The 24,018-nt window shown below is 73.2% G+C and carries 17 protein-coding genes and 1 pseudogene; 11 read left to right on the top strand and 7 right to left on the bottom strand.

Going from position 1 to position 24,018, the window contains the following annotated elements:
- Positions 1–125: 125 nt before the first annotated feature.
- The 6 genes from ABC795_RS14610 (at position 126) to ABC795_RS14585 (ending at position 9,194) form a co-directional block, all read left to right on the top strand.
- The gene (locus ABC795_RS14610; protein WP_347057913.1) at positions 126–1,331 is read left to right on the top strand and encodes a glutamate--cysteine ligase; all 1,206 of its coding nucleotides are present in this window, start codon (positions 126–128) and stop codon (positions 1,329–1,331) included.
- The gene (locus tag ABC795_RS14605) at positions 1,328–2,617 is read left to right on the top strand and encodes an amidohydrolase (protein WP_347057912.1); all 1,290 of its coding nucleotides are present in this window, start codon (positions 1,328–1,330) and stop codon (positions 2,615–2,617) included. Before ABC795_RS14610 ends, ABC795_RS14605 begins: the two co-directional genes overlap by 4 nt.
- Positions 2,614–4,575: a methylmalonyl-CoA mutase family protein gene (locus ABC795_RS14600; protein ID WP_347057911.1), complete on the top strand. Its 1,962-nt coding sequence runs from the start codon at positions 2,614–2,616 to the stop codon at positions 4,573–4,575. Before ABC795_RS14605 ends, ABC795_RS14600 begins: the two co-directional genes overlap by 4 nt.
- Positions 4,572–6,794, top strand: a complete 2,223-nt coding sequence (gene scpA, locus ABC795_RS14595; protein WP_347057910.1) for a methylmalonyl-CoA mutase — start codon at positions 4,572–4,574, stop codon at positions 6,792–6,794. Before ABC795_RS14600 ends, scpA begins: the two co-directional genes overlap by 4 nt.
- 12 nt (positions 6,795–6,806) lie before the next feature.
- A complete protein-coding gene (meaB, locus tag ABC795_RS14590) occupies positions 6,807–7,823 on the top strand; it encodes a methylmalonyl Co-A mutase-associated GTPase MeaB (protein ID WP_347057909.1) in 1,017 nt (338 codons plus the stop codon).
- 126 nt (positions 7,824–7,949) lie between these two features.
- Entirely contained in the window at positions 7,950–9,194 is a 1,245-nt protein-coding gene (locus tag ABC795_RS14585) for an acyltransferase (RefSeq protein WP_347057908.1), read from the top strand.
- A gap of 16 nt (positions 9,195–9,210) precedes the next feature.
- Here the strand turns inward: ABC795_RS14585 and ABC795_RS14580 are convergent, their stop codons facing one another.
- The 5 genes from ABC795_RS14580 to ABC795_RS14560 form a co-directional block, all read right to left on the bottom strand.
- The gene (locus ABC795_RS14580) at positions 9,211–9,918 is read right to left on the bottom strand and encodes an SDR family oxidoreductase (RefSeq protein WP_347057907.1); all 708 of its coding nucleotides are present in this window, start codon (positions 9,916–9,918) and stop codon (positions 9,211–9,213) included.
- Positions 9,911–10,594, bottom strand: coding sequence for an IspD/TarI family cytidylyltransferase (locus ABC795_RS14575; protein WP_347057906.1), 684 nt, complete (start codon positions 10,592–10,594; stop codon positions 9,911–9,913). Before ABC795_RS14575 ends, ABC795_RS14580 begins: the two co-directional genes overlap by 8 nt.
- Positions 10,595–10,657: 63 nt before the next feature.
- Positions 10,658–11,002 carry a DUF6752 domain-containing protein gene (locus ABC795_RS14570; RefSeq protein WP_347057905.1) on the bottom strand — a complete coding sequence of 115 codons (345 nt, stop codon included), beginning with the start codon at positions 11,000–11,002 and terminating at the stop codon, positions 10,658–10,660.
- Entirely contained in the window at positions 10,981–12,552 is a 1,572-nt protein-coding gene (locus ABC795_RS14565; RefSeq protein ID WP_347057904.1) for a LicD family protein, read from the bottom strand. The genes ABC795_RS14570 and ABC795_RS14565 overlap by 22 nt, the downstream gene beginning before the upstream one ends.
- A 292-nt stretch (positions 12,553–12,844) precedes the next feature.
- Positions 12,845–13,171 (bottom strand): gamma-glutamylcyclotransferase family protein, encoded by a 327-nt coding sequence (locus ABC795_RS14560; RefSeq protein ID WP_347057903.1) that lies wholly within the window; start codon positions 13,169–13,171, stop codon positions 12,845–12,847.
- A 112-nt stretch (positions 13,172–13,283) separates the two neighbouring features.
- On the opposite strand from ABC795_RS14560, the gene ABC795_RS14555 reads away from it, so the two are divergent.
- The 5 genes and pseudogenes from ABC795_RS14555 to ABC795_RS14535 all read left to right on the top strand — a co-directional run bounded on the left by ABC795_RS14555 (position 13,284) and on the right by ABC795_RS14535 (position 20,796).
- On the top strand, positions 13,284–14,687 hold the full coding sequence (locus ABC795_RS14555) for an NAD(P)H-quinone dehydrogenase (RefSeq protein WP_347057902.1): 1,404 nt from the start codon (positions 13,284–13,286) through the stop codon (positions 14,685–14,687).
- A gap of 253 nt (positions 14,688–14,940) precedes the next feature.
- The gene (locus ABC795_RS14550) at positions 14,941–15,534 is read left to right on the top strand and encodes a transposase (protein WP_347057901.1); all 594 of its coding nucleotides are present in this window, start codon (positions 14,941–14,943) and stop codon (positions 15,532–15,534) included.
- A 101-nt stretch (positions 15,535–15,635) separates the two neighbouring features.
- Positions 15,636–15,962 (top strand): annotated as a pseudogene (locus ABC795_RS14545) (transposase); the annotation flags it as partial.
- 328 nt (positions 15,963–16,290) lie between these two features.
- Positions 16,291–17,985, top strand: coding sequence for a reprolysin-like metallopeptidase (locus ABC795_RS14540; RefSeq protein ID WP_347057900.1), 1,695 nt, complete (start codon positions 16,291–16,293; stop codon positions 17,983–17,985).
- A 147-nt stretch (positions 17,986–18,132) separates the two neighbouring features.
- A complete protein-coding gene (locus ABC795_RS14535) occupies positions 18,133–20,796 on the top strand; it encodes a zinc-dependent metalloprotease family protein (protein WP_347057899.1) in 2,664 nt (887 codons plus the stop codon).
- 62 nt (positions 20,797–20,858) lie between these two features.
- Here ABC795_RS14535 and ABC795_RS14530 read toward each other — a convergent pair whose 3' ends face one another.
- A complete protein-coding gene (locus tag ABC795_RS14530; protein WP_347057898.1) occupies positions 20,859–22,610 on the bottom strand; it encodes a biotin carboxylase N-terminal domain-containing protein in 1,752 nt (583 codons plus the stop codon).
- A gap of 111 nt (positions 22,611–22,721) precedes the next feature.
- A complete protein-coding gene (locus tag ABC795_RS14525; protein ID WP_347057897.1) occupies positions 22,722–24,014 on the bottom strand; it encodes a hypothetical protein in 1,293 nt (430 codons plus the stop codon).
- Between the last annotated feature and the right edge of the window lie 4 nt (positions 24,015–24,018).

Here is a 24,018-nt window from a genome sequence, read left to right as displayed (position 1 = left end):
ACGCTAACGCAGGAGCCCGGCGGAGGACCCCCGGCTGCTCGGCCGGGCCGACGGCCCGGGTGATCGTGCCCGCCGGCCGCCGCCTCGGGCGGTGGGCCGGGGGCATCGTCCCTAGACTCCCGGAGGTGGAGATCCCCTTCCGTAGCTCGGAGCGCGCCAGCCTCGGTGTGGAGTGGGAGCTGCAGCTCGTCGACCGGCGGACGCGCGAGCTGTCGCCCGGCGCCGTCGAGATCCTGGAGGCGCTCCGCCCCGAGGGCGCCGAGGAGCACCCCAAGGCCAAGCACGAGCTGCTGCAGTCGACCGTCGAGATCATCACCGGCGTCTGCACCACCGTGAGCGAGGCGAAGGCCGACCTCGCCGGCACCCTCGCCGAGGTCGTGGCCGCCGCCGACGAGCGCGGGCTCGGGCTGCTCTGCGCCGGCACCCACCCGTTCACCGACTGGCAGACCCAGGAGATCTCCCCCAAGGAGCGCTACCACCAGCTCGTCGAGCGCATGCAGTGGCTGGCCCGGCGGATGCAGATCTTCGGCGTCCACGTGCACGTCGGCGTCCGGGCGCCGGAGAAGGTCATCCCGATCGTCAACGCGCTGTGCCAGTACGTGCCGCACTTCCTGGCGCTGTCGTCGTCCTCGCCGTTCTGGGTCGGCTGCGACACCGGCCTGGCCTCGGCCCGCACCAAGGTCTTCGAGGGCATGCCCACGGCCGGGCTGCCCTTCCAGCTCGCCGACTGGAACGAGTTCGAGGAGTACATGGAGACGCTGATCTCCACCGGGAGCATCGAGAGCGTCCGCGAGGTGTGGTGGGACATCCGGCCGCACCCCGACTTCGGCACCGTCGAGCTCCGCATCTGCGACGGGCTGCCCACCCTCGACGAGGTCGGCGCGGTCGCCGCGCTCGCGCAGTGCCTGGTCGAGCAGTTCGACACCCAGCTCGACCGCGGTTACACCCTGCCCCGCCCCGAGGAGTGGGTGGTCCGCGAGAACAAGTGGCGGGCGTCCCGTTACGGCCTCGACGCCGAGATCGTGGTCGACGAGCACTACGCCGTCCGCCCGGTGCGCGAGGCTATCGCCGAGCTGGTGGAGGAGCTGATGCCCACCGCGAAGCGGCTGGAGTGCGAGGGCGAGCTGGCCGACGTGCTGCGCATCCTGGAGGTCGGCGCCTCCTACCAGCGGCAGCGCGCGGTGGCGCTGGAACACGACGGCGAACTCGTGCCCGTCGTCGACAGCCTGGTCGCCGAGCTGCGCGACGGCCTCCCGGCCAGCGGTCCCGCGGGCAGCCCCGACGGCCCGGTGCCCGGACCGGCGGAGTGCGCGGGCGGGCACGCCGCATGACCCCGGTCGTCGAGAAGCTGACCGCGGCCGTCGACGACTGGGTCGGGGTGCACCACCCCGAACTCGTATCGGTGCGGCGGCACCTGCACGCCCATCCGGAGCTGGCGTTCGCCGAGTTCGAGACGACGTCGTTCATCGAGCAGCGGCTGCGCGCGGCCGGTCTCCGCCCGCGCCGGCTGCCCACCGGCACGGGCCTGGTCTGCGAGGTCGGCGACGCCGAGGGGCCGGTCGTCGTGCTGCGCGCCGACATCGACGCCCTGCCGCTGGCCGACCTGAAGGACGTTCCCTACGCCTCCACCCGCGACGGGCTCTGCCACGCCTGCGGCCACGACGTGCACACCACCGTCGTCCTGGGCGTCGCGCTGGCGCTCGCCGGCCTCGATGGCTTCCCGGGCCGGGTGCGGTGCGTCTTCCAGCCCGCGGAGGAGACGGTGCCCGGCGGCGCCACCGAGGTGGTCGCCTCCGGCGTCCTCGACGGCGCCTCGCGCGCCTTCGCCCTGCACTGCGACCCGTCGGTGCCGGCCGGAAAGGTCGGCCTGCGCACCGGCCCCATCACCGCCGCGTGCGACCGCATGGACGTCACGCTCACCGGCCCCGGGGGGCACACGGCCCGCCCGCAGCTCACCGTCGACCTGGTCGACGCACTCGGCCGGCTGATCACCGACCTGCCCTCGCTGCTCTCCCGGCAGGTCGACCCCCGCGTCGGGATGTCGCTGGTCTGGGGCGCGGTGAACGCGGGTGTCGCCGCCAACGCCATCCCCCAGCGCGGCACGCTGCGCGGCACGGTGCGGGTGCTCGACCGCGACGCGTGGAAGGGAGCCGAGGACCTGCTGCGCTCCCTCGTGGCGCGGGTGGCCGCGACGACGGGCGCCGACGTCGGCGTCGACTACATCCGGGGTGTGCCGCCGGTGGTCAACGACCCCCGCTCGGTGGCGCTCCTGCGGTCGGCCGCGCTGGGCAGCGTGGGCGCCGAGAACCTGGTCCTCTCGCCGCAGAGCATGGGCGGAGAGGACTTCGGCTGGTTCGCCGACGTCATGCCGATCGCGCTGGCCCGGCTGGGCACGCACGGGGGCGGCGCCCCCCTCGACCTGCACCGCGGCACCTTCGACGTCGACGAGCGGGCGATCGGCGTCGGCGTGCGGCTGCTGGCCCGGACCGCACTGCTCGCCCTCGAGGCCGACGCGGAACCGTCCCCCACGGGTCCGACAACACCCCCTCGCACGCGCCGACCGGCGCCCGGAGACACTGCAGCCAGGCCCACCGTCGAGGAGACCCACCGAGGATGAGTTCCACCGACCAGCAGACCAGCAGCGGTCAGGGAAGCGCACCGGCCGACGCCGAGGTACCGGCCGAGCACGAGGTGCCCGAGGCCCTGGCGCTCGCGGGCGAGTTCGACGCGGTGACCCGCGACCAGTGGCGCGACCTCGTCGCCGGCGTGCTTCGCAAGGCCGGCCGCGAGAGCCTCCCCGACCCGGTCGAGGACGCGCTGCGCCGCCCGGTCGCCCCCGGCGTCACGGTCGCCCCCCTGTACACCGCCGGGGACGCCGGCGACCTCCCGACCGCCGTCGGCGTCCCCGGACTGCCGCCGTTCGTCCGCGGTGCCCGCCCGTCCGGAGGCCCGGCCGGATCGGCCGAGGTCACCGCCGCCGGTGGGGCCGAGGGCGGCGCGCCCGGCGGATGGGACGTCCGGCAGCGGCACGCGCACCCCGACGTCGCCGTGACCCGGGAGGCGATCGCCGCCGACCTGGAGAACGGCGTCACCTCCCTGTGGCTGGTGGTCGGGGACGGCGCGATCCCTGCGGCGTCCCTCGGGGACGTCCTCGCCGACGTCTACCTCGACCTGGCACCGGTCGGCGTCCAGGGCGGGCTCGCGGCGGCCGAGGCGTTCCTCGCGCTGGTCGAGGGGCGCACCGACCTGGCCCCCGGCGGCTCGCTGGGCCTGGACCCGCTCGGCGTCCAGGCCGCCTCCGGTGAGGAGCAGGATCTTTCCGGGCTGGCCGGGGTCGCCCGCCGTGCGGCGGCGCACGTCGGCCTGCGGACCGTCGTCGTCGACGGCACCGTGTTCCACGACGCCGGGGCGTCGGTGGTCGAGGAGCTCGGCTGCTCGCTGGCCGCCGGGGTGGCGTACCTGCGGGCGCTGACCGAGGCCGGTCTGTCGGTCGACGAGGCGGCCGCCGCGCTGGAGTTCCGCTACTCGGCCAGCGCCGACCAGTTCACGACCATCGCGGCGCTGCGCGCGGCCCGCCGGCTGTGGGACCGGGTCGGCGAGGTCAGCGGCGCCTCGGCGGAGGTGCGCGGCCAGCGCCAGCACGCCGTCACCTCGTCGGTGATGACGACGAGGCGCGACCCGTGGGTGAACATGCTGCGCACGACCGTCGCCTGCTTCGCCGCGGGCGTGGGCGGCGCGGACGCCGTCACGGTGCAGCCGTTCGACGCCGCGCTCGGGCTGCCCGACGCCTTCTCCCGCCGGATCGCGCGCAACACCCAGAGCCTGCTGGTGGAGGAGGGGCACCTCGCCCGCGTCCTCGACCCGGCCGGCGGCTCCTGGTACGTGGAGTCGCTCACCGACGACCTGGCCCGCGCGGCGTGGGACTGGTTCACCGAGATCGAGCGGGCCGGCGGGCTGTCCGCGGCACTGGCCTCCGGCCTGGTGCGGAACCGCATCGCCCAGGCGTGGGACGCCCGCGCGAAGCGGCTGGCCACCCGCGCCGACGCGATCACCGGCGTGAGCGAGTTCCCCAACCTGACCGAGAAGCTGCCCGAGCGGCAGCCGGCGGCGGAGATCCTGCCCGCCACCGGCGGTCTGCCGCGGGTCCGCGCGGCGCAGGAGTTCGAGGCGCTGCGCGACGCCGCCGACGCCGCCATGTCGTCGCGGAGCGGGGAGCGGCCCGCGGTCTACCTCGCCACGATCGGCCCGATCGCGCGGCACACCGCCCGCGCGACGTTCGCCGGCAACCTGTTCCAGGCCGGTGGCCTGGCGACGCCGGCCGGGGACGGCGCGGGCGGGTTCGCCGACGCGGGCACGACGGTGGCCTGCATCTGCGGCACCGACAAGGACTACGCCGGGCACGCCGCGGGCCTCGCCCGGGAGCTCAGGGCGGCCGGCGCCACGCAGGTGTGGCTGGCCGGCAAGCCGGACCTCGCCGTGGACGGGGTCGACGGCTACGTCTTCGCCGGGTGCGACGCACTCGCGGCGCTGCGGACGGTGCACGCCGAGCTGGGTCTCGAAGGAGTTCAGGCATGAGCAGCATCCCCGACTTCGGTTCCGTCGAGCTCGGCCGGCCGTCGGGCGGCAGCGGCTCCTCGAACGCAGGGCCCGACGACTGGGCCAAGGCGTTCGAGGAGGCGACCGGGCGCGGCGTGGCCGAGGCCGCCTGGGAGACGCCGGAGGGCATCTCCGTCCCGCCGCTGTACACCCCGGCCGACCTCGAGGGCCTGGACTTCCTCGAGACGCTGCCCGGGCTGCCGCCGTTCCTGCGCGGCCCCTACCCGACGATGTACACCACGCAGCCGTGGACGATCCGCCAGTACGCGGGCTTCTCCACCGCCGCGGAGTCCAACGCGTTCTACCGGCGCAACCTCGCCGCCGGGCAGAAGGGCCTGTCGATCGCCTTCGACCTGCCCACCCACCGCGGCTACGACTCCGACCACCCCCGCGTGCCCGGGGACGTCGGCATGGCGGGGGTCGCGATCGACTCGATCCTGGACATGCGGCAGCTGTTCGACGGCATCCCGCTGGACAAGATGTCGGTGTCCATGACGATGAACGGCGCCGTGCTGCCGGTGCTGGCGCTCTACATCGTGGCGGCCGAGGAGCAGGGGGTGGAGCCGGGTGAGCTGACCGGCACCATCCAGAACGACATCCTCAAAGAGTTCATGGTGCGGAACACCTACATCTACCCGCCCAAGCCCTCGATGCAGATCATCAGCGACATCTTCGCGTTCACCTCGCAGCGGATGCCGAAGTTCAACTCCATCTCGATCTCCGGCTACCACATCCAGGAGGCCGGGGCGACGGCCGACCTGGAGCTGGCGTACACGCTGGCCGACGGCGTCGAGTACCTGAAGGCCGGCCAGGCCGCCGGGATGGACGTCGACGCGTTCGCCCCGCGGCTCTCGTTCTTCTGGGCCATCGGCATGAACTTCTTCATGGAGGTCGCGAAGCTCCGGGCCGGGCGGCTGCTGTGGGCGAAGCTGGTGAAGGAGGCGGGGGCGAAGAACCCGAAGTCGCTCTCGCTGCGGACCCACTCGCAGACCTCGGGCTGGTCGCTGACCGCGCAGGACGTCTACAACAACGTCGTCCGCACCTGCCTGGAGGCGATGGCCGCCACCCAGGGGCACACGCAGTCGCTGCACACCAACGCCCTCGACGAGGCGCTCGCGCTGCCCACCGACTTCTCCGCGCGGATCGCCCGCAACACCCAGCTGATGCTGCAGCAGGAGTCGGGGACCACCCGCGTCGTCGACCCGTGGGGCGGCTCGGCCTACGTGGAGAAGCTCACCTACGACCTCGCCCGCCGCGCCTGGGCGCACATCCAGGAGGTCGCCGAGCACGGCGGCATGGCGCAGGCCATCGACGACGGCATCCCGAAGCTCCGGATCGAGGAGGCGGCCGCCCGCACGCAGGCGCGGATCGACTCCGGTCGCCAGCCGGTGATCGGAGTCAACAAGTACCGGGTCGACGCCGACGAGGCGATCGAGGTGCTCAAGGTCGACAACGCCGACGTGCTCGCCCAGCAGAAGGCGAAGCTCGAGCAGCTGCGGGCCGACCGCGACGGCCGTGCCGTCACCGAGGCGCTGGGCCGGCTGACCGACGCCGCCCGCGCCGCCGCAGAGGGGCGCCGCGGCAACGACCTCGACACCAACCTGCTGAAGCTGGCCGTCGACGCCGCGCGGGCGAAGGCCACCGTCGGGGAGATCTCCGACGCGCTCGAGGCCGTCTACGGGCGGCACGCCGGCCAGGTGCGCACGATCTCCGGCGTGTACCGCGACGAGGCGGGAGCATCGGGCCCCATGGAGGAGACCCGCCGCATGGCCGAGGAGTTCGCCGAGGCCGAGGGCCGCCGGCCGCGCATCCTCGTGGCCAAGATGGGCCAGGACGGGCACGACCGCGGGCAGAAGGTCATCGCCACCGCATTCGCCGACCTCGGCTTCGACGTCGACGTGGGCCCGTTGTTCCAGACGCCGGACGAGGTCGCCCGGCAGGCGGTGGAGGCCGACGTGCACGTCGTCGGCGTCTCCTCGCTGGCCGCGGGGCACCTCACGCTGGTGCCCGCGCTGCGCGACGCGCTGGCCGGGCTCGGTGCCGACGACGTGCTGATCGTCGTCGGTGGCGTCATCCCCCCCGACGACGTGCCGCCCCTCAAGGAGATGGGCGCGGCCGCGGTCTTCCCGCCCGGCACGGTCATCGCCGAGGCGGCCCAGGAGCTGCTGCGGACGCTGTCCGAGCGCCTGGGTCACTGAGGGCCGTCGCTGATGGGTCGTGAGGTCGACGTCCCGGCACTCGTCGAGGGGGTGCTCGCCGGGGACCGGAGGGTGATGGCGCGCGCCATCACGCTGGTGGAGTCCCGGCGGGCCGACCACCGGGAGAAGGCGCAGGAGTTGCTGGTGGAGCTGCTTCCGCACGCCGGGGGAGCGCGCCGGGTCGGCATCAGCGGGGTGCCCGGGGTCGGGAAGTCCACCTTCATCGACCAGCTCGGGGTGGACCTCACGGCCGGCGGGTCGAAGGTCGCGGTGCTTGCCGTCGACCCGTCGTCGGCCCGCTCCGGCGGCTCCATCCTCGGCGACAAGACGCGCATGGCCCGGCTGGCCGTCGACCCGCACGCCTTCATCCGGCCGTCCCCGACCTCGGGCACGCTCGGCGGGGTCGCGCAGGCCACCCGCGAGTCGATGGTCGTCGTAGAGGCGGCCGGCTACGACGTCGTCCTGGTGGAGACCGTCGGCGTCGGCCAGTCGGAGATCACCGTCGCGGAGATGGTGGACTCGTTCCTCTTCCTGACCATCGCGCGCACCGGTGACCAACTGCAGGGCATCAAGCGCGGCATCCTCGAGATCGCCGACGTCATCGCCGTGAACAAGGCCGACGGGCCCGCGGCCGCCGACGCCCGCAAGGCGGCGCGAGAGCTCTCCTCGGCGATCCGGATGCTGCGCGGCCGGGGCGAGCCGTGGGACGTGCCGGTGCTCACCTGCGCCGGCCTGACCGGCGAGGGCATGGACGAGGTGTGGGCCAAGCTCGTCGAGCACCAGGACCGGGCGAAGGCGTCCGGGGCCTTCGACGAGCGCCGCCGCACCCAGCAGGTGCGCTGGACCTGGCAGCTGGTGCGCGACGGGCTCGAGCACTCGCTGCGGGCGCACCCCGGCGTGCGCGCCGCCGTCCCCGAGCTCGAGAAGGCGGTGCTGGCCGGGGAGCTCACCCCCGCGCTGGCCGCCCGGCAGGTCCTGGACGCCTTCCTCGCCCGGCCCGGGGCTTCGCCGTCCCCGGGCGTCTCCTGATCCCACCCGCATCACCCACCCCTGCGGGCGCAGGTCTCCCGCCGACCCCGTGTCGGACAAATCCGTCACGCTGGGCGACTGGGCGGGCGGTTAGCGTCACTGATGGAGCCGGACGAGGGGGAGGCCGTGACCGCAGCACGCCGGCAGGCACCAGCAGCGTGGGAGCGGCTGCGGGTGGTGGACAGCCTGCGCTTCGCCGCCGCGCTGGCAGTGGTCGGCTTCCACTACACCGGCCGGGACAGCGTGGCGTGGTCCGAGAGCGTCCGCGACGTCTTCCCGTTCCTGAGCCGGTTCACCATCTACGGCGGCTTCGGCCCCTACCTGTTCTTCATGATCAGCGGGTTCGTGATCCTGATGAGCACCTGGGGCCGGTCCGTGCCGTCGTTCGTCGGTTCCCGCATCGGTCGGCTGTACCCCGCGTACTGGTTCGCCGTCGTGCTCACCGCGCTGGTCCTGGTCACCAACCGGTCGATCCTCGCCGACTGGGACGCCGTGGGGCTGCCCGGCGCCGCACTGAACCTGACCATGTTCCAGTCCGCCTTCGGCGTCCCGCACCTGGACGGCGCCTTCTGGACCCTGTGGGTGGAGCTGAAGTTCTACCTGCTGCTCCTCGGCATGGCGCTCATCGGCATCACCCGGGAGCGAATGCTCGCGCTATGCCTGGTCTGGCCGGTCCTGGGCGCGCTGGCCGCCCGCTGGAACTCCCCGCTGCTCACCGAGCTGCTCGTCCCGAAGTACGCGCCGTTCTTCTGCATCGGCATCCTGATCTACCTCCTGCACCGCGAGGGCTGGAGCGCCGCCACCGGCCTGCTGCTGGCCATGAACTACTGCTTCGCGCTGTGGGTGTGCGCCGCCCACTACATCCCCTGGTCGGTGCGGGTGGCCGGCGCCCCGGTGTCCTTCCGCGCGCTCGTCGTCCTGCTCACCCTGTGCGTCGCCGCCCTCGCGGTGGCCACGCTGACGCGGGTCAGCCGGGTGGACTGGCGCTGGCTGACCTTCCTCGGCGCGCTGACCTACCCGCTCTACGTCATCCACCAGGTGAGCGGCTGGGTGCTGCTCAACCGCCTGGGAACGGTCCTGCCCGCGTACGCCGCGCTGACCCTCGTCATGGCCCTGATGCTGGTGCTCGCCTACCTGGTGCACCGGTACGTCGAGCGGCCCTTCGGCGGCCGGCTGCGGCGTGCGGTGGAGCGCGACCTGTACCGGACGCCGGCCCGGCGGGAGCCGATCGCCGGTGGCCACGACGGCACGGTGCACCCCGCCGGTGCCGGCCGGTCGCGTCCGCTGCCCCCGCTGCCCTCCTCGCGGGTGCCCGTGGAGCGGTCCGGTGACCTGCTGGACCCCGTCCCCCCCGGTCCCGGGCGGCGCTGACGCGGCCCGGCACCGGTCACTGGCGGACGACCAGGTTGGTGCTGTCGACGAACCGGCCGACGTCGGTGCTCAGCATCTCGATCACCTGCGCCACGTGCTCCGGCTGCATGATCGTGGTCGGGTCCTCGTCGGGTGCCAGGGTCCGGCGCAGGTCGGTGGCGGTCCGGCCGGGGGAGATGCAGACGACGCGGGTGCCGTAGATGGCCAGTTCCTCCCGCATGACCTCGCTCATGTTGATCACCGCGGCCTTCGACGCCGAGTAGGTCAGCCAGCCCGAGCGGCCCTGGATGCCCGCCGTCGACGCGACGTTGACGATGACGTCGAACTTGTTCCCGAGGTGCAGCAGCTCCTGGACGATGGTGAACGGGGCGTACAGGTTCACCGCCATCGTCCGCTCGAACTCCTCGAAGGGGATCTGATGGATCGGCTGCGGGTTGGTGTAGCCGGCGTTGTTGACCAGGACGTCGACGTTGCCGTGGGCCGAGCGCACTTCACGCATGAGCTCGGGGATGCCCGCCCGGTCGGCCAGGTCGAACGCGTGCGCGGTGACCTGCACGTCCGGGCTGACGGCGGAGACGGCCGAGACGGCGTCGTCGAACGCCGCCGAGCTGCGGGCGACCAGCACCAGCTGGTCCACGTCGCCCCGCGCCGCGAAGCGCACGGCGGTCTTCAGGCCGATGCCCTTGGACGCCCCGGTGACCAGGACGGTGCGCCGGTCACTCATCCTCGGTCTCCCCGTGCAGCAGGGACACCGCGAGGTGGATGTCGGTCGGCGTGGTCACCTTGATGTTGGTGTCCTTGCCGTCGATGTAGTGCACCGACAGCCCGGCCGCCGCCATGAGGGTGGCGTCCTCGGTATAGACCACGTCCTGCCCGGCGGCGAAGGCGTGCGCCCGCTTGAGGTCGGCCAGGTCGAACTTCTGCGGCAGCTGGACGTTGCGCAGCCCGTCCCGCTCCAGGTAGCCGGTGACCGCCCGCGTCCGCGGATCCACCGGAGCGACGGTGAACGGGATCGGGATCATGTAGCTCACGTTGCGCTCGGGCGCGTCGATCAGCCGGCTGAAGTCGGCCGAGCGCACGAGGGGCCGTGCCGCCTCGTGCAGGACGACTGCGTCGTTCGTGCACAGATGCAGTGCGGCGGCGACCGACTCCTGCCTGGTGACTCCAGCCGTCACATAGTCGACCGGCGTCTGGATGGCGTAGTCGCGGACGATGCCCTCCACCTCCTCGCGCCAGCCCTCCGGGTAGTTCAGGACGATCTGGTCGATCTCGGGCACGGCGTCCACGGCGACGAGCGAGTACACGAGGATCGGCAGGCCGTTGACCGTGAGGAACTGCTTCGGCCGGTCGGCGCCCATGCGGCGGCCGCTGCCACCGTTAAGCAGGACGAGTGAGTACACGCTGATCCCTTGGCTACGAGAGGCCGCGGCGCGACGACCGGACGGCTCGGGTGGGCCCGGCGGTCACTGGGTGTCCTCGGGCAGGCGCTCGAACACCGACGGGTCGATGTCCCGGTCGTGCAGCGGCAGGACGAGCTCGGTGACCACATCGGTCAGCTGGGCGATCCGCAGGCTCAACCGACGCGCCTCGTGCAGCCCGTCCTCGACCAGCTCCACCCGCGTTCGGAAGTCCTCGACCTGGGCACGCAGCTCGTGCAGCTCGTGCCGGGTCTCGGCCTCCCGTCGCTCGTGGAGCTCGCGGACCTCGCGCATCTCCCTGAGCAGGTCCTCGTACTCGGGGACGAAGGCCTGACGGAGACGCTTGGCCGGGGTCCGGGCCAGCTTCCTCAGCGTGGTCGACGTTGCCAAGAGATCACCATTCTCGTCGTCGGGAGCAGCCGGGTGTCGGCGCTCCAGGGCGTGTGCTCGTGCGGCTCCTCCGCCGGGTGCACCTCGTCGATGCGCAGGCCGTAGGGGGCCATCTCGCCGGCCAGCACGTCCAGCGGCATCTCGATGTGCAGCGGCCGGCCCAGTCCGTACTGGGGTGCCCAGCTCTCCTGCGGGTTGTCCAGGTGGGCCTGCCCGCCGTTGCGGAGCACCATGGCCAGCAGTCGCCAGAGGTTGGGGCGGCCGACGGTGACGAAAGAGGCGAGCAGGCCGCGTGCGTAGACGGTGACCGGCTCCCGGCGGGCGGCGATCTCGCCGCCGAGGGTCAGTGCCCGGCGAGGGTCGTAGAGGTTGCGTACCCGGAACCGGGCGGGGAGCCCCCGCTCCTCGGCGACCCGCTGCGCGTCGGTCATCACCGAGTCGACGTAGTCGATCGCTTCGACCCGGTGGCCCTGCTCGGCCAGCCAGAGGGCATCACCGCCCTGCCCGGCTCCCAGCTCCAGCACGGGGCCACCGGGCGGCAGGCGGCCGGCCAACCACTGCGCGTAGTCCGACGGCTTGGCGGCGGAGGCCGTGACGGTGCTGTACCGGTAATAGTTTCGCCAGACGGCCCGGTCCATGTGCTGGTCGGACAGCCAGCCGTACATCCGCTGCGCGGTGGCCGTGGGGAGGCGGAACCGGAAGGAGGGGTCGGGGGTGGCCCAGTGCGGCCCGTAGATGGCCTCGAGCATGACCTCCGGCTCCCGGCACATCGGCTCGGGGCGCCCCTCGACGTCGATCGTCCTGATGGGCAGCAACTGATCCCGGCGTACCCGACTTCGGACGGGGAAGACCTGGTACCACCACCCGAGGTCGTCGATCCAGCCGGTGAAGATGTCCACGTAGCCGTCGGGCCGGCCCTCGTGCGAGAAGTGGAGTTGAAGGTGGCCTGCCGAGCACCGGACGACGGTGATGTCGGCGCCGGCGAGCAGCCGGCCCAGCTGGAAGGCCTCCAGGATGACGTCCGCCGGGTGGCTGTGCCGGCTGAGGTAGGCGAGATCGGCGTCGTCGTCCTGCGGCATGACCCGCCCGTCCCGGTACGGTCCGAGCAGGGTGCCGCCGGTCACGTAGACGTCGAGGTCGCTGTGCTCGGCGAGAATCGCGCGCACGCGGTCCACGTGGTCGAGCAGCCGCGTCACCATGCCGGGGTCGTAGTCGGACAGAGCGTGCCCGAGGTTCCCCCACTTGTTGATCATGAGGGGGGCGCCGTGGGGATCGACGAAGCGGATGGAGCCTTCGCCGCACCCCAGCCGGGCCGTGGTCCGCGGGATGTCGCTCCCGCCGTCCACCGGGCGGAGGGCGAACTCGGCGACACCGTCGAGGAACGGGATGAGCGGTGACGGCCACGGCAACCGCCGCCGGTCGGGCTCCTCCCCGAGCGGGTCGGCCGTCTCCACCCGGAAGGACCAGATGCGGCGGTCGTCGAGAAGCAGGTCGACGACCCGGGACAGGTCAGGAGCCGAAGAGTCGAAGCTGAGTCCTTCGCCGTCCACCGTCAGATGGCTGAGCAGGATCCGTCCCTTCGTCGCGGTCGAAGTCCGACGACCGGGTGGCGACCAGGTGTACGAACCGTGACTGCGAGGCTAACAGCGGTACTGCTTCGTCCGGGGTGACGGCCGAGGAGGGAGGGGAAGGAGGGTCAGAAGGAGGAACGGCACTCGCGCGAACGCAGCTGGACGTCGTGGCCTACGCCTACGTGCTCCACGCGTTCGAGGGTGGGTTGCCCTCGGCGCGGCACCTGGGCGGGATCGCCGATGCCGCTGAGGCCGCCGGCGCACCGACCGACTACGTCGCCCCCCCGAGGCTGTGCACCCGCAGGTGCACCCGGCGGTAGAGGCCGGAGTCGGCGCCCTCCCAGGCGTCCAGCGCCTGCTCGTCGGCCTCGGTCAGGTCGTACAGGGCGACGAACACGCCGGTCGCTCCCCCGCCCGGCCCGTCGTCGTCGTCGGCGGGCACGAGGGTCGCGAGCGCGCCCTCCCAGCCGAGCTCCTCACCGCCGAAGGTCAGCCGCCAGCCGCGGATCCAGCCGGTGCCGGCGTGCGGCGACGACGGACAGCGGCGGACCATCTGGGCAGGATCCATGTTCGACCCGTAGGCGGCGTAGAGGCCCATCGGGGCCAGGCTAACCAGCGATCCTGCCGGGCCGGAACGGGCGGTGGTACGGAAGCGGGCCCGGAGCGGGGACAATGTGACGACGGACCGCCCAGCGACGGAAGATGGAGCTATGCCCCGCATCCTCATCATCGGTGGTGGCCCGGCCGGCTACGAGGCCGCTCTGGTCGCCGCACAGCTCGGTGCGCAGGTCACCGTGATCGAGCGCGACGGCATCGGTGGGGCCAGCGTGCTCACCGACTGCGTCCCCTCGAAGACCCTGATCGCCGCCGCCGGCGCCATGACGTCGGTCCGCGACTCGGCCGTCCTCGGGGTGCACGGGACCGAGCTGGCGACGGTCGGCCTCGATCTCGCGGCGGCCAACCAGCGGGTGAAGAACCTGGCCATGGCGCAGTCGGCCGACATCCACGCCCGCCTGCAGGCCGAGGGCGTGACGATCGTCGCCGGGCAGGGCCGGCTGGCCGACGACGTCCCGGGCCTGGTCGCGCACGAGGTGGAGATCCTGGACGAGGACGGTGCGGTGGTGGACGAGATCGAGGGCGACGTCGTCCTGATCGCCACCGGCGCCGACCCCCGGGTCCTCCCCGGTGCTGAGCCCGATGGCGAGCGGATCCTGGACTGGCGCGACGTCTACGACCTCGCGGAGCCGCCGGAGCACCTGGTGGTCGTCGGGTCGGGCGTCACCGGTGCCGAGTTCGCCTCCGGCTACCTGGAGGCCGGTGTGCCGGTCACCCTCGTGTCCTCCCGCGACCGGGTGCTGCCCGGCGAGGACTCCGACGCCGCCGAGGTGCTCGAGCAGGTCTTCCAGTCCCGCGGTGGTCGGCTGGAGCGCGGCCGCGCCGCCGCCGTCCGGCGTACCGAGAAGGGCATCTCGGTGGAGCTCACCGACGGGCGCACCGTCGAGGGCTCGCACGCGCTGATGACCGTCGGCACCGTGCCGAACACTGCCGGGCTCAACCTGGAGTCGCACGGTGTGCAGGTGACCGAAGCCGGTCACATCCTCGTCGACCGGGTGTCCCGGACCTCCGTGCCGGGGATCTACGCGGCCGGCGACGTCACCGGCGTCTTCCAGCTCGCCTCGGTCGCCGCGATGCAGGGCCGGATCGCCATGTGGCACGCCCTCGGCGAGGCGGTCGCGCCCATCAAGCTCAAGACGGTTGCGGCCAACGTCTTCACCCACCCGGAGATCGCGACCGTCGGGGTGCAGGAGGAGTCGCTGGCCGAGGACGCGGATGTCGAGGTGGTACGGCTGCCGTTGGCCACCAACGCGCGGGCCAAGATGGGAGACCTGCACGACGGCTTCGTGAAGCTCTTCGCCCGGCGGTCGACCGGGGTCATCGTCGGCGGCGTCGTCGTCTCACCGGGGGCCTCGGAGCTGGTGCTGCCAATCGCGCTCGCGGTGACCAAGGGGCTGACCGCCGATGACCTGGCGCAGACCTTCGCCATCTATCCCTCGCTGTCCGGTTCGATCACCGAGGCCGGACGCCGGCTGATGGGCGCCGACGACCTCGCCTGACTGTGAGGCTGGCCGGGTCGGTCCTTCGGTGATGGGCTGACGGCCGGCAGTAGCGGGTGTGACCCTTCGCCTGACTGGCTTCGTGCCTTTCGCCCGACTTGTCCGCCTGCTGCTGCCGGCACCGGCCCGGGACGGAGACGTTGGCCTGATCAGGAGCTTGACCGCCAGTAGCCGCTGACGTGTCTCATCACAGTCCTGCCATCTCCGCACCGGACCGGGACCTACTGCGTCCCCCGGTCAAGGAGAAGAACGCATGTCCATGCTGGCAGACCTGGTCGAGGTCGTCATCGGCGTCGACACGCACAGCCAGACACACACCGCCGCGGTGCTCGATGCCCGCACCGGCGGCGTGCTGGCTCGAGCGACGGTCACCGCCGACCCTGACGGATACGCCGAGCTCGTTGCGCTGGCCGAACAGCACTCAGGCCTACGTGCCTGGGCGATGGAGGGCACCGGCGGCTACGGCGCCGGCCTGGCCCGCCACCTCGCCGATGCCGACGAGATGGTCGTCGAACTGGACCGGCCCAAGCGGCCGACCCGGCGGGCCGGAGCCAAGTCAGACCCGATCGACGCCGAGCGCGCCTCCCGTGACGCGTTGGCCCGCGCTCAGCTGGCCCAGCCCAAGACCGGCGCCGACCGGGCGGCGCTGCAGATGCTCTTGACCGCCCGACGGGCCGCGGTCGAGGCCGCCACCGCCGCCCAGCGGCAGCTGCTGGCCATGGTCATCACCAGCCCGGAGGCGGTGCGGGCTCGGTTCCGGGGACAGACCACGCGAGTCATGATCACCACCGCCGCCACGCTCCGCCCGGGCGCAGCAAGGCCGATGTCGAGGTCATCACCGCGCTGACCGTGCTGCACGATCTGGCCCGCCGCATCCGGTTCCTGGAGGCCGAAGCTCTCACCCACGAGAAGGCCATCCGCGCGATCGTGCGGTCCTGGCGGCCAGACCTGCTCGACCTGACCGGAGTCGGTCCGATCGTGGCCGCCACCGTGCTCACCGCCTGGTCCCACGCCGGCCGCTGCCGCAACGACGCGGCCTTCGCGATGCTGGCCGGCGCCGCCCCGATTCCGGCGTCCTCGGGCAAGACCGTGCGATACCGGCTCAACCGCTCCGGGGACCGCCAGCTCAACCGCGCCCTGCACACCGTGGCCCTCACCCGCCTGCAATGCGACGAGCGCACCCGCGCCTACGCCGACCGCCGCCGAGCGCAAGGCAAGACCGACCGTGAGATCAAACGCTGCCTCAAGCGCTACATCGCCCGCGACCTCTACTGACGCCTCGAAAACGAACCCTCACCAGCTTGACGCGTCATAGGAGCGTCGGTCGTCGGCGCGTTCGGCACCCCGCCGCCCCGGGGCGGGGTGCGGCAGGGAGGAGACCGCCGCCGGCTCTGCCCCCGCGCGTGCTCGGGGCGGTCCCGCGGAGGGGACGGGGGGTGCATGTGGCGGATGTGACCGGAGTGCCGGGCGGTTCGGCTCAACTCCGTCCCGATGGTGCCGACCGGGGAGTCGGCCGCCGATTCCTGGGTCGATGTCTCCTAACCGCGACCTCCGTAGCCTCCGTGGCGCCCGCCCTCAGGTTCGCGGCCGCGCGCTGGCCGGGATGGTGCTGGCCGCCACCCTCGGCACCGCGGCGCTGCCGTCCGTGGCCGCCGCCGACAGTGGCGTCACCACCGTCATGGGGGAGCTCGTCCACGTGGTCTCCGAGAGCGAGCCCGGCAGCGACCATCACGACGACGGGGGCGCACGTCTGACCTGGGTGCGGACCGGCACCGGCGCGGTGCGGGTGCTGGCCGATCAGGTCGCCGAGGTGCCGGCGGGCTCCACCGTCGAGCTGACCGTCGGCGCGACGGTCGAGGACGAGGCGAGCGAGGCCGGCCTGGATCCGGCCCGCACCGTGCTGAGCAGCGACGTCGTGGCCGGGCCCCCGGTGAGCTCCCCGGCCCCGGCCCCGGCGCCGGTGCCAACGCCGCGGAACGGTCTGACCAACCGGGTCACGGTCGTGCTGGTCGCGCCTGCGGGAACCGCACCGGACGGCACCCGGCTGCGCGACGTCGTCACCGCGGTGGACGGACCGGTGGCGCGGTTCTGGGCGGAGCAGACCGCCGGCGGGATCTCCGTGGGCGTCACCGACGCCCACGAATGGGTGCGCACGACCGCGGACTGCACCTCCCCGGAGCTGATGTGGGACGAGGTGGCCGGCAAGGTCGGCTTCGTCCCCGGGCCCGGCAGGCACCTGCTGCTGCGGCTCAGCGGCCAGACCGCCGGCCAGCCGGCGTGTTCCTACGCGTTGGCCCAGGTGGGCGCGGGGCCGGGATCGGGTGGGCGGCTCTACGTGCGCGAGACCTCGGCCTCGGTGATCGCCCATGAGCTCGGTCACAACTTCGGGCTGGGCCACTCCTCCGCGGAGCAGTGCGACGGCACCATCGAAGGTGGCTCCTGCCAGGTGCAGGGCTACCGCGACTACTACGACGTCATGGGCGCTTCCTGGGCCCAGCTCGGGGCGCTCAACGCGTCTCAGGCGGCGGCGCTGGGCGTGCTGCCGGCGAGCGGGCAGCGGAGCGTGTCGGTGGGCGATGCGACCACCACGGTCACCCTCTCGCCGCTGGCCGGGAACGAGGGCGTGCGCGCACTCCGGCTCATCGATGCCGAAGGGGTGGCGTACTGGTTGCAGGTCCGTGCGGCCACCGGGCAGGACGTCTGGCTGGCCACCGGGGACAACGGCTTCCGGCTCGACACCGGCGTCCTCGTGCACCGGACCGGGTCGTTCCCCGACACGTCCCTGCTGCTGGACGCGACGCCAGGACCCGCGGCACGTTGGGACGCCGACCTGCAGTCAGCGCTCCCGGTCGGTGTGCCGGTCTCGCTGTCCGGCCGGGACTTCACGCTGACGGTGCACCGCTCGGACGCCACGGGCGCCGTCGTCCAGGTAGTGCCGGCGGCCCGGACCTCCGGGGAGGGTGTCCCGGCCGAGTCGGGCGGCCCCGCGCGCGGCACCACCGTCCCGGCCGGCGCCGCCGGCGCCGCCGGCTCCGGCGGCTCCCACGGCGCCGGCGGAGCTGCCGACCCGGCCGATGGCCTCGCGCCCGTGGCCGAGGCAACCGGGCAGCCGGCCCCGTACGCCTACTGGGGACCGGCCCCCGGCTTCTCCGCACCGCGACGGTCGGTGAGCCTCAAGCCCGTGGCGGACACCTCCGGCTCGTGGGGCAGCCTGACCATGCCGCTCGCCGCGACGGTGGCCGCCGGCGGGAGCGTGCTCGTGGTGTTCAACCTCCGCCGCGCTGCCCGCCGGCGCTGACCCGCCCGAGGCCGCAGTCCACGAGCCCCATCTGCCCGGCCGTCACCCGGACGTGGGGTCCGCACGCCCGGTTCCGGGCCCGGCCTCCACTTTCCGGCCGGACCTGCCGATGACGGGGACCGACACCTCTTGCCTTGGAGATCGTTCGTGCCCCCTTCTCGTCCCCCTCGACTGCTGGCGCTCTCCGTCGCGGCCGCCGCCGTCGTCCCGCTGCTGGGGGGGCCGCCGGCCGCCGCGGAGACGCCCGCCGTCGGCGAGACGGTCGTCGGTGAGCTCATGCAGGGCTACGCCGACCCCTTCCCGTCGAGTGCCGACGACCACGCCGGCGACCACGTCGAGGACCACGCCGCCGACCTGATCAGCTGGATCCGGACGGACTCCGGGGAGACGATCCGTGTGCCGAGCGCGGACGTCGAGGACATCGCCACCGGCTCGACCGTGGAAGTGACCCTCGGCGCGGCCCTCGACGACGAGGTGGCCGCCGCCGATCTGGCCCCCGCCCAGGAGGTGCTCGCCGCCGAGGTGCTCACGGGCCCGGAGGAGCTCACCGAATCGGCGACGAGCGCGGTGAACCACGAGGTCACCGTGGTCATGCTCCAGCCGGACGGGAGCGTGCGCGACGGCACGACCCTCGACCAGGTCGTCACCATGGTGGACGGCCCGGTGGCCGACTTCTGGGCCGAGCAGACCGATGGCGCCGTCCGGCTCGGCGTCGTGGGCCGGCACGACTGGACCACTCCGTCCACCGTGAGCTGCCGCGACCCGCTCGCTCTCTGGGAGCAGGCCGCAGCCCGCGCCGGCTGGAGCCGCGGCCCGGGCCGGCACCTGCTCGTCTACGTGCCGTCCGGGTCGCCCGGTTGCGCCTACGGGCTGGGCACGATCGGGTCCGGCATCAGTGACGGAGGACTGAGCTACGTCCAGGCGGTCACCCTGTCGGTGATGGCGCACGAGATAGGGCACAACCTGGGACTCGGTCACGCGTCGGCGCTGCGGTGCGACCGGACGCTGGACCGGGGCGACTGCGCGGTCGCCCAGTACTTCGACCACTACGACGTCATGGGCGTCTCCTGGGGGCCTGTCGGCTCGCTGAACGCCCCGCATACCGCGCGGCTGGGGGTGATGCCCGGCGGGTCGGCGCCCACCATGGCCGCCGGAGCGCCGCCCGCGCAGTTCGTGCTGTCCACCGCGGGTTCCCGCACCGGTGTACGGGCCGTGCAACTGGTCGACGCCGATGGGGACACCTACTGGGTCGAGTTCCGGACTCCCGTGGGCCGGGACGGCTGGCTGGTGACGTCGGAGAACCGGCTGGACCTGCAGCGCGGCGTCCAGATCCGGCTGATGGTGGACGGGGGCGACACCTCCCTCCTGCTGGACGGCAGTCCTTCCGCGAAGGCCGACTGGAGCGGCGACCTGCAGGTCGCGCTGCCGGGGGCGGTGCCCGTCACCATCGGGGACGAGAGGTTCGCGGTATCGGTCCTCGGTGCCGGGTCGACGTCCGCGCTCGTACAGGTGCTCTCGACGCGCATCGGTCACCCCATCGACCTGGCCTACGAGCGTCTGGGCGGTGCGACCCTGCTGGGCAAGCCGACGTCGCCCCACGTCTGCGGGCTGCGGGACGGGGGCTGCCGCCGTGAGTACGCCGGTGGGACGATCGCGTGGTCCTACCGCACGGGGGCGCACGTGGTGCGCGGGGCGATTCTGGACCGCTGGCGGAGCCTGGGTGCCGAGGACGGGGTGCTGGGTTACCCGGTGGGCGGTGACGCCCGTGCGGCCAACGGTGGTTTCGAGACGCGGTTCGCCGGGGGGACGATCTACTGGTCGGCGGCGACGGGTGCGCGGGTGGTGCGCGGGGCGATCCTGGCGCGGTACGTGGACTCCGGTGGGCCGGGGGCGCTGGGTTATCCGGTGGCCGATGACGGTGGGACCGCGGATGGCACCGGTGCGCTGGTGCGGTTGCAGGGCGGGGCCATCTACTGGTCGCGGAGCACGGGGGCGCACGTGGTGCGCGGGGCGATCCTGGACCGCTGGCGGAGCCTGGGTGCGCAGACCGGGGTGCTGGGTTACCCGGTGGGCGGTGACGCCCGTGCGGCCAACGGTGGTTTCGAGACGCGGTTCGCCGGGGGGACGATCTACTGGTCGGCGGCGACGGGTGCGCGGGTGGTGCGCGGGGCGATCCTGGCGCGGTACGTGGACTCCGGTGGGCCGGGGGCGCTGGGTTATCCGGTGGCCGATGACGGTGGGACCGCGGATGGCACCGGTGCGCTGGTGCGGTTGCAGGGCGGGGCCATCTACTGGTCGCGGAGCACGGGGGCGCACGTGGTGCGCGGGGCGATCCTGGACCGCTGGCGGAGCCTGGGTGCGCAGACCGGGGTGCTGGGTTACCCGGTGGGCGGTGACGCCCGTGCGGCCAACGGTGGTTTCGAGACGCGGTTCGCCGGGGGGACGATCTACTGGTCGGCGGCGACGGGTGCGCGGGTGGTGCGCGGGGCGATCCTGGCGCGGTACGTGGACTCCGGTGGGCCGGGGGCGCTGGGTTATCCGGTGGCCGATGACGGTGGGACCGCGGATGGCACCGGTGCGCTGGTGCGGTTGCAGGGCGGGGCCATCTACTGGTCGCGGAGCACGGGGGCGCACGTGGTGCGCGGGGCGATCCTGGACCGCTGGCGGAGCCTGGGTGCGCAGACCGGGGCCCTCGGCTACCCGATCTCGGACCACGCCGGGCTGCCCGACGGCAGCGGCTATGAGGTGCGGTTCCAGGGCGGCACCGTGGTGGAGCGGAACGACGGGGAGATCACCGTCCAGGCCGACTGAGTCCGCCGACGCAGGAGGCCCGTCACCGGCAGAACCGGTGACGGGCCTCCTGCGTGCTCCGCTTACTCGGCGGCGTCAGCGATGGTGCACAGGACCGCACCGCTTGTGACGGTCGCGCCGACCTGGGCCGCCAGGCCCGAGACGGTGCCGGCCTTGTGGGCGGTGATGGGCTGCTCCATCTTCATCGCCTCCAGCACGACGATCAGATCGCCGGCCGCCACGGTCGTCCCGTCCTCGACGGCGACCTTCACGATCGTGCCCTGCATCGGCGAGGTCAGGGAGTCACCGGAGGCGGCCGCGCCGCCACCGCCGCCACCGCGCTTGCGCGGCTTCGCAGGCGCACCGGGCGCCGCACCGCCGCCACCGGCGGCCAGGCCGGCGGGCAGGGAGACCTCGAGCCGACGACCGCCGACCTCGACCACGACCGTCTGCCGGGGCGCGTCCTCGTCCTGCGCGCTCGGGGCGGCGTCGTAGGGCAGGACCTGGTTGTCCCACTCGGTCTCGATCCAGCGGGTGTGCACCGTGAACGGCTCGCTGGTGAACGCCTCGTCGCGGACGACGGCGCGGTGGAACGGGATGACCGTGGGCATGCCCTCGACGACCAGTTCGTCGAGCGCGCGCCGGGCCCGCTGGAGCGCCTCGGTGCGGGTGGCGCCGGTGACGATCAGCTTGGCCAGCATCGAGTCGAACGCCCCGGCCACCTCGCCGCCGGTCTCCACGCCGGAGTCCCAGCGCACGCCTGGCCCCTGCGGGATCTCCAGCCGGTTCACCGGTCCGGGCGCCGGCATGAAGTTGCGGCCGGCGTCCTCGGCGTTGATGCGGAACTCGATGCTGTGGCCGCGCGGCGCCGGGTCCTCGGTGATCTCCAGCGGGAGCCCCTCGGCGATGCGGAACTGCTGGCGCACCAGGTCGATGCCCGAGGTCTCCTCCGACACCGGGTGCTCCACCTGGAGTCGGGTGTTGACCTCGAGGAAGGAGATCGAGCCGTCGGTGCCCACCAGGTACTCGACGGTGCCGGCGCCGTGGTAGCCGGCCTCGCGGCAGATCGCCTTGGCCGACTCGTGGATGCGGGCGCGCTGCTCCTCGGTGAGGAACGGCGCCGGCGCCTCCTCGACCAGCTTCTGGTTGCGCCGCTGCAGCGAGCAGTCGCGGGTGCCGACGACGATCACATTGCCGTGGGTGTCGGCCAGCACCTGGGCCTCCACGTGCCGGGGCTTGTCCAGGAACCGCTCGACGAAGCACTCGCCGCGGCCGAAGGCCGCCACCGCCTCCCGGACGGCGGAGTCGAACAGCTCCGGGATCTCCTCCATCGTGCGAGCCACCTTGAGCCCGCGGCCGCCACCGCCGAACGCAGCCTTGATGGCGACCGGGAGACCGTGCTCCTGCGCGAACGCGACGACCTCGTCGGCGCCCCCGACCGGGTCCTTCGTGCCGGGCACGAGCGGGGCGCCGGCCTTGGTGGCGATGTGCCGTGCGGCGACCTTGTCACCCAGGTCGATGATCGCCTGGGGCGACGGGCCGATCCAGGTCAGGCCGGCGTCGATCACGGCCTGGGCGAAGTCGGCGTTCTCGGACAGGAAGCCGTAGCCGGGGTGGATCGCGTCGGCGCCTGACCGCTTCGCGGCATCGAGGATCTTGTCGATCACCAGGTAGGAGTCGCCCGGCGTCGTGCCGCCCAGGGCGAAGGCCTCGTCGGCGACGCGCACGTGCAGCGCGTCGCGGTCGGGGTCCGCGTAGACCGCGACGCTGGTCAGGCCCTCGTCCTTGCAGGCGCGGGCGACACGGACCGCGATCTCGCCACGGTTGGCGATCATGACTTTCTGCACGTGTGTTCTCCCTCGACGACGGACCGACCGGACTCTAACCAGTTGTGGTCGGTCCGTTGACCCCAGGGCCGGTCAGCCACGCGCCGCACCGGTCCGAGGTCAGACGGCCGAGAGGTGCCCCTCGGGCAGGGCCCCGACCGGCGGCCGGGGAGCCACCACGCGTCGCAGCCGACCCAGCACTGCCCGACCCAGGGGTCGGTCGCGCTCCCGCCGTAGGAGGAACGAGGCCGGCGTGGGGAGCGCACCCAGGCCCGTCGGCTGCGACGACTCGGGCTCGTGCGCCTCCTCGTGCTCGGCGTCGGCGGACTCCGGCTCGCCCGGGCGGGCCGCGGCCGACCGTGGCTCGTGCTCGGTCGGGATGAGCGCGGCCAGTGCGTCGAGCGCCGCGTCGAGTAGCTCGCAGGCCGCCGGCTCCTCCTCGGTGACGACGGCGCCGGCCTCGGGCACCGTCAGGTCCGCAAGATCACCGGTGACCGTGATCGCCATGTCGGCGATCTCGGTGACCAGGGCATCGGCACAGGCGCGCGCCCACTCCAGGTGCGCCGCGGGCAGGCGGAGCCGTACGGTCGCGGCCCGGCGCGGCAGCACCTCGGTGGCGAGGTGATGGGTGACCCGCGGGCCGTAGATCCCCCACTCGATCCGGTAGTCCAGTCGCTCGTTGAGGCGGCGCAGGAGCTCGGTCTCCACGCGGCCCAGGGACGTGTTGCGGTGAGCATCCGGGAGAGTGGCCGCAGCGGGGTCCACCCCGATGGCGGAGGCGAAGCGGTGCCACAGCACCTCCGGTCCGGCGCCCGGGGGCGGCACGGTCACCAGGTGCACTTGAGAACCGGGCAGTCCACTGCCCCAGCGGTGCAGGATCCTGGGCACGGCCTGGCGCATCCAGAAGGCCTCCCCGTGGCCCTGGCGGCCCTCGCCCGCCGGGCGCGGGGTGTCCGGGCGGAGGGAGTCGGGGTGGACGATGTCGAGGAAGTCGGTGAACGGCAGGTAGTGCCGGTTCTTGACGTCCTCCTGCCAGACGGCGGGCAGCTGCCGGGCCAGGTCACGCGCGGTGACGACGACGTGCACCTCGGCGAACGCCAGGTCGGCCAGCGCCCGGGCGATCGCCTCCTCCGGCACGTCGCCGAAGAGCTCGTGGGAGATGACCGTCGTCCCCCCGTGCGCCCGGGCGGCGTCGACCAACCGCTGCCAGGCGCCCGACACCCCGTCGTCCCAGCCGTTGAAGTTGCCGTGGCTGAGGTCCAGCGTGGCCAGGAAGTGGTCGGTCGGGTCGTCACCCGGGTAAAGCACCCCCGCCTCGGCCAGGGTGCCGCGTGACTCCCACATCAGTTCCTGGAGGTAGGTGGTCCCGGACTTCGGAGTTCCGACGTGGATGACTACGCGTTGTGCAGGCACGGTC

Origin of the sequence: Blastococcus sp. HT6-30 (assembly GCF_039729015.1) — a bacterium.
Classification (GTDB): Bacteria; Actinomycetota; Actinomycetes; order Mycobacteriales; family Geodermatophilaceae; genus Blastococcus.
Note: the sequence above shows the minus strand (reverse complement) of the source record. Positions and strands in the feature narration are given on the sequence as shown.

Bases quoted from the DNA above. Each gene is read 5' to 3' on its own strand.
- ABC795_RS14605 (WP_347057912.1), top strand. From the start codon at position 1,328: ATGACCCCGGTCGTCGAGAAGCTGACCGCGGCCGTCGACGACTGGGTC.
- ABC795_RS14600 (WP_347057911.1), top strand. From the start codon at position 2,614: ATGAGTTCCACCGACCAGCAGACCAGCAGCGGTCAGGGAAGCGCACCG.
- scpA (WP_347057910.1), top strand. From the start codon at position 4,572: ATGAGCAGCATCCCCGACTTCGGTTCCGTCGAGCTCGGCCGGCCGTCG.
- meaB (WP_347057909.1), top strand. From the start codon at position 6,807: ATGGGTCGTGAGGTCGACGTCCCGGCACTCGTCGAGGGGGTGCTCGCC.
- ABC795_RS14580 (WP_347057907.1), bottom strand. From the start codon at position 9,918: ATGAGTGACCGGCGCACCGTCCTGGTCACCGGGGCGTCCAAGGGCATC.
- ABC795_RS14560 (WP_347057903.1), bottom strand. From the start codon at position 13,171: ATGGGCCTCTACGCCGCCTACGGGTCGAACATGGATCCTGCCCAGATG.
- ABC795_RS14555 (WP_347057902.1), top strand. From the start codon at position 13,284: ATGCCCCGCATCCTCATCATCGGTGGTGGCCCGGCCGGCTACGAGGCC.
- ABC795_RS14550 (WP_347057901.1), top strand. From the start codon at position 14,941: ATGTCCATGCTGGCAGACCTGGTCGAGGTCGTCATCGGCGTCGACACG.
- ABC795_RS14540 (WP_347057900.1), top strand. From the start codon at position 16,291: ATGGTGCTGGCCGCCACCCTCGGCACCGCGGCGCTGCCGTCCGTGGCC.
- ABC795_RS14530 (WP_347057898.1), bottom strand. From the start codon at position 22,610: ATGATCGCCAACCGTGGCGAGATCGCGGTCCGTGTCGCCCGCGCCTGC.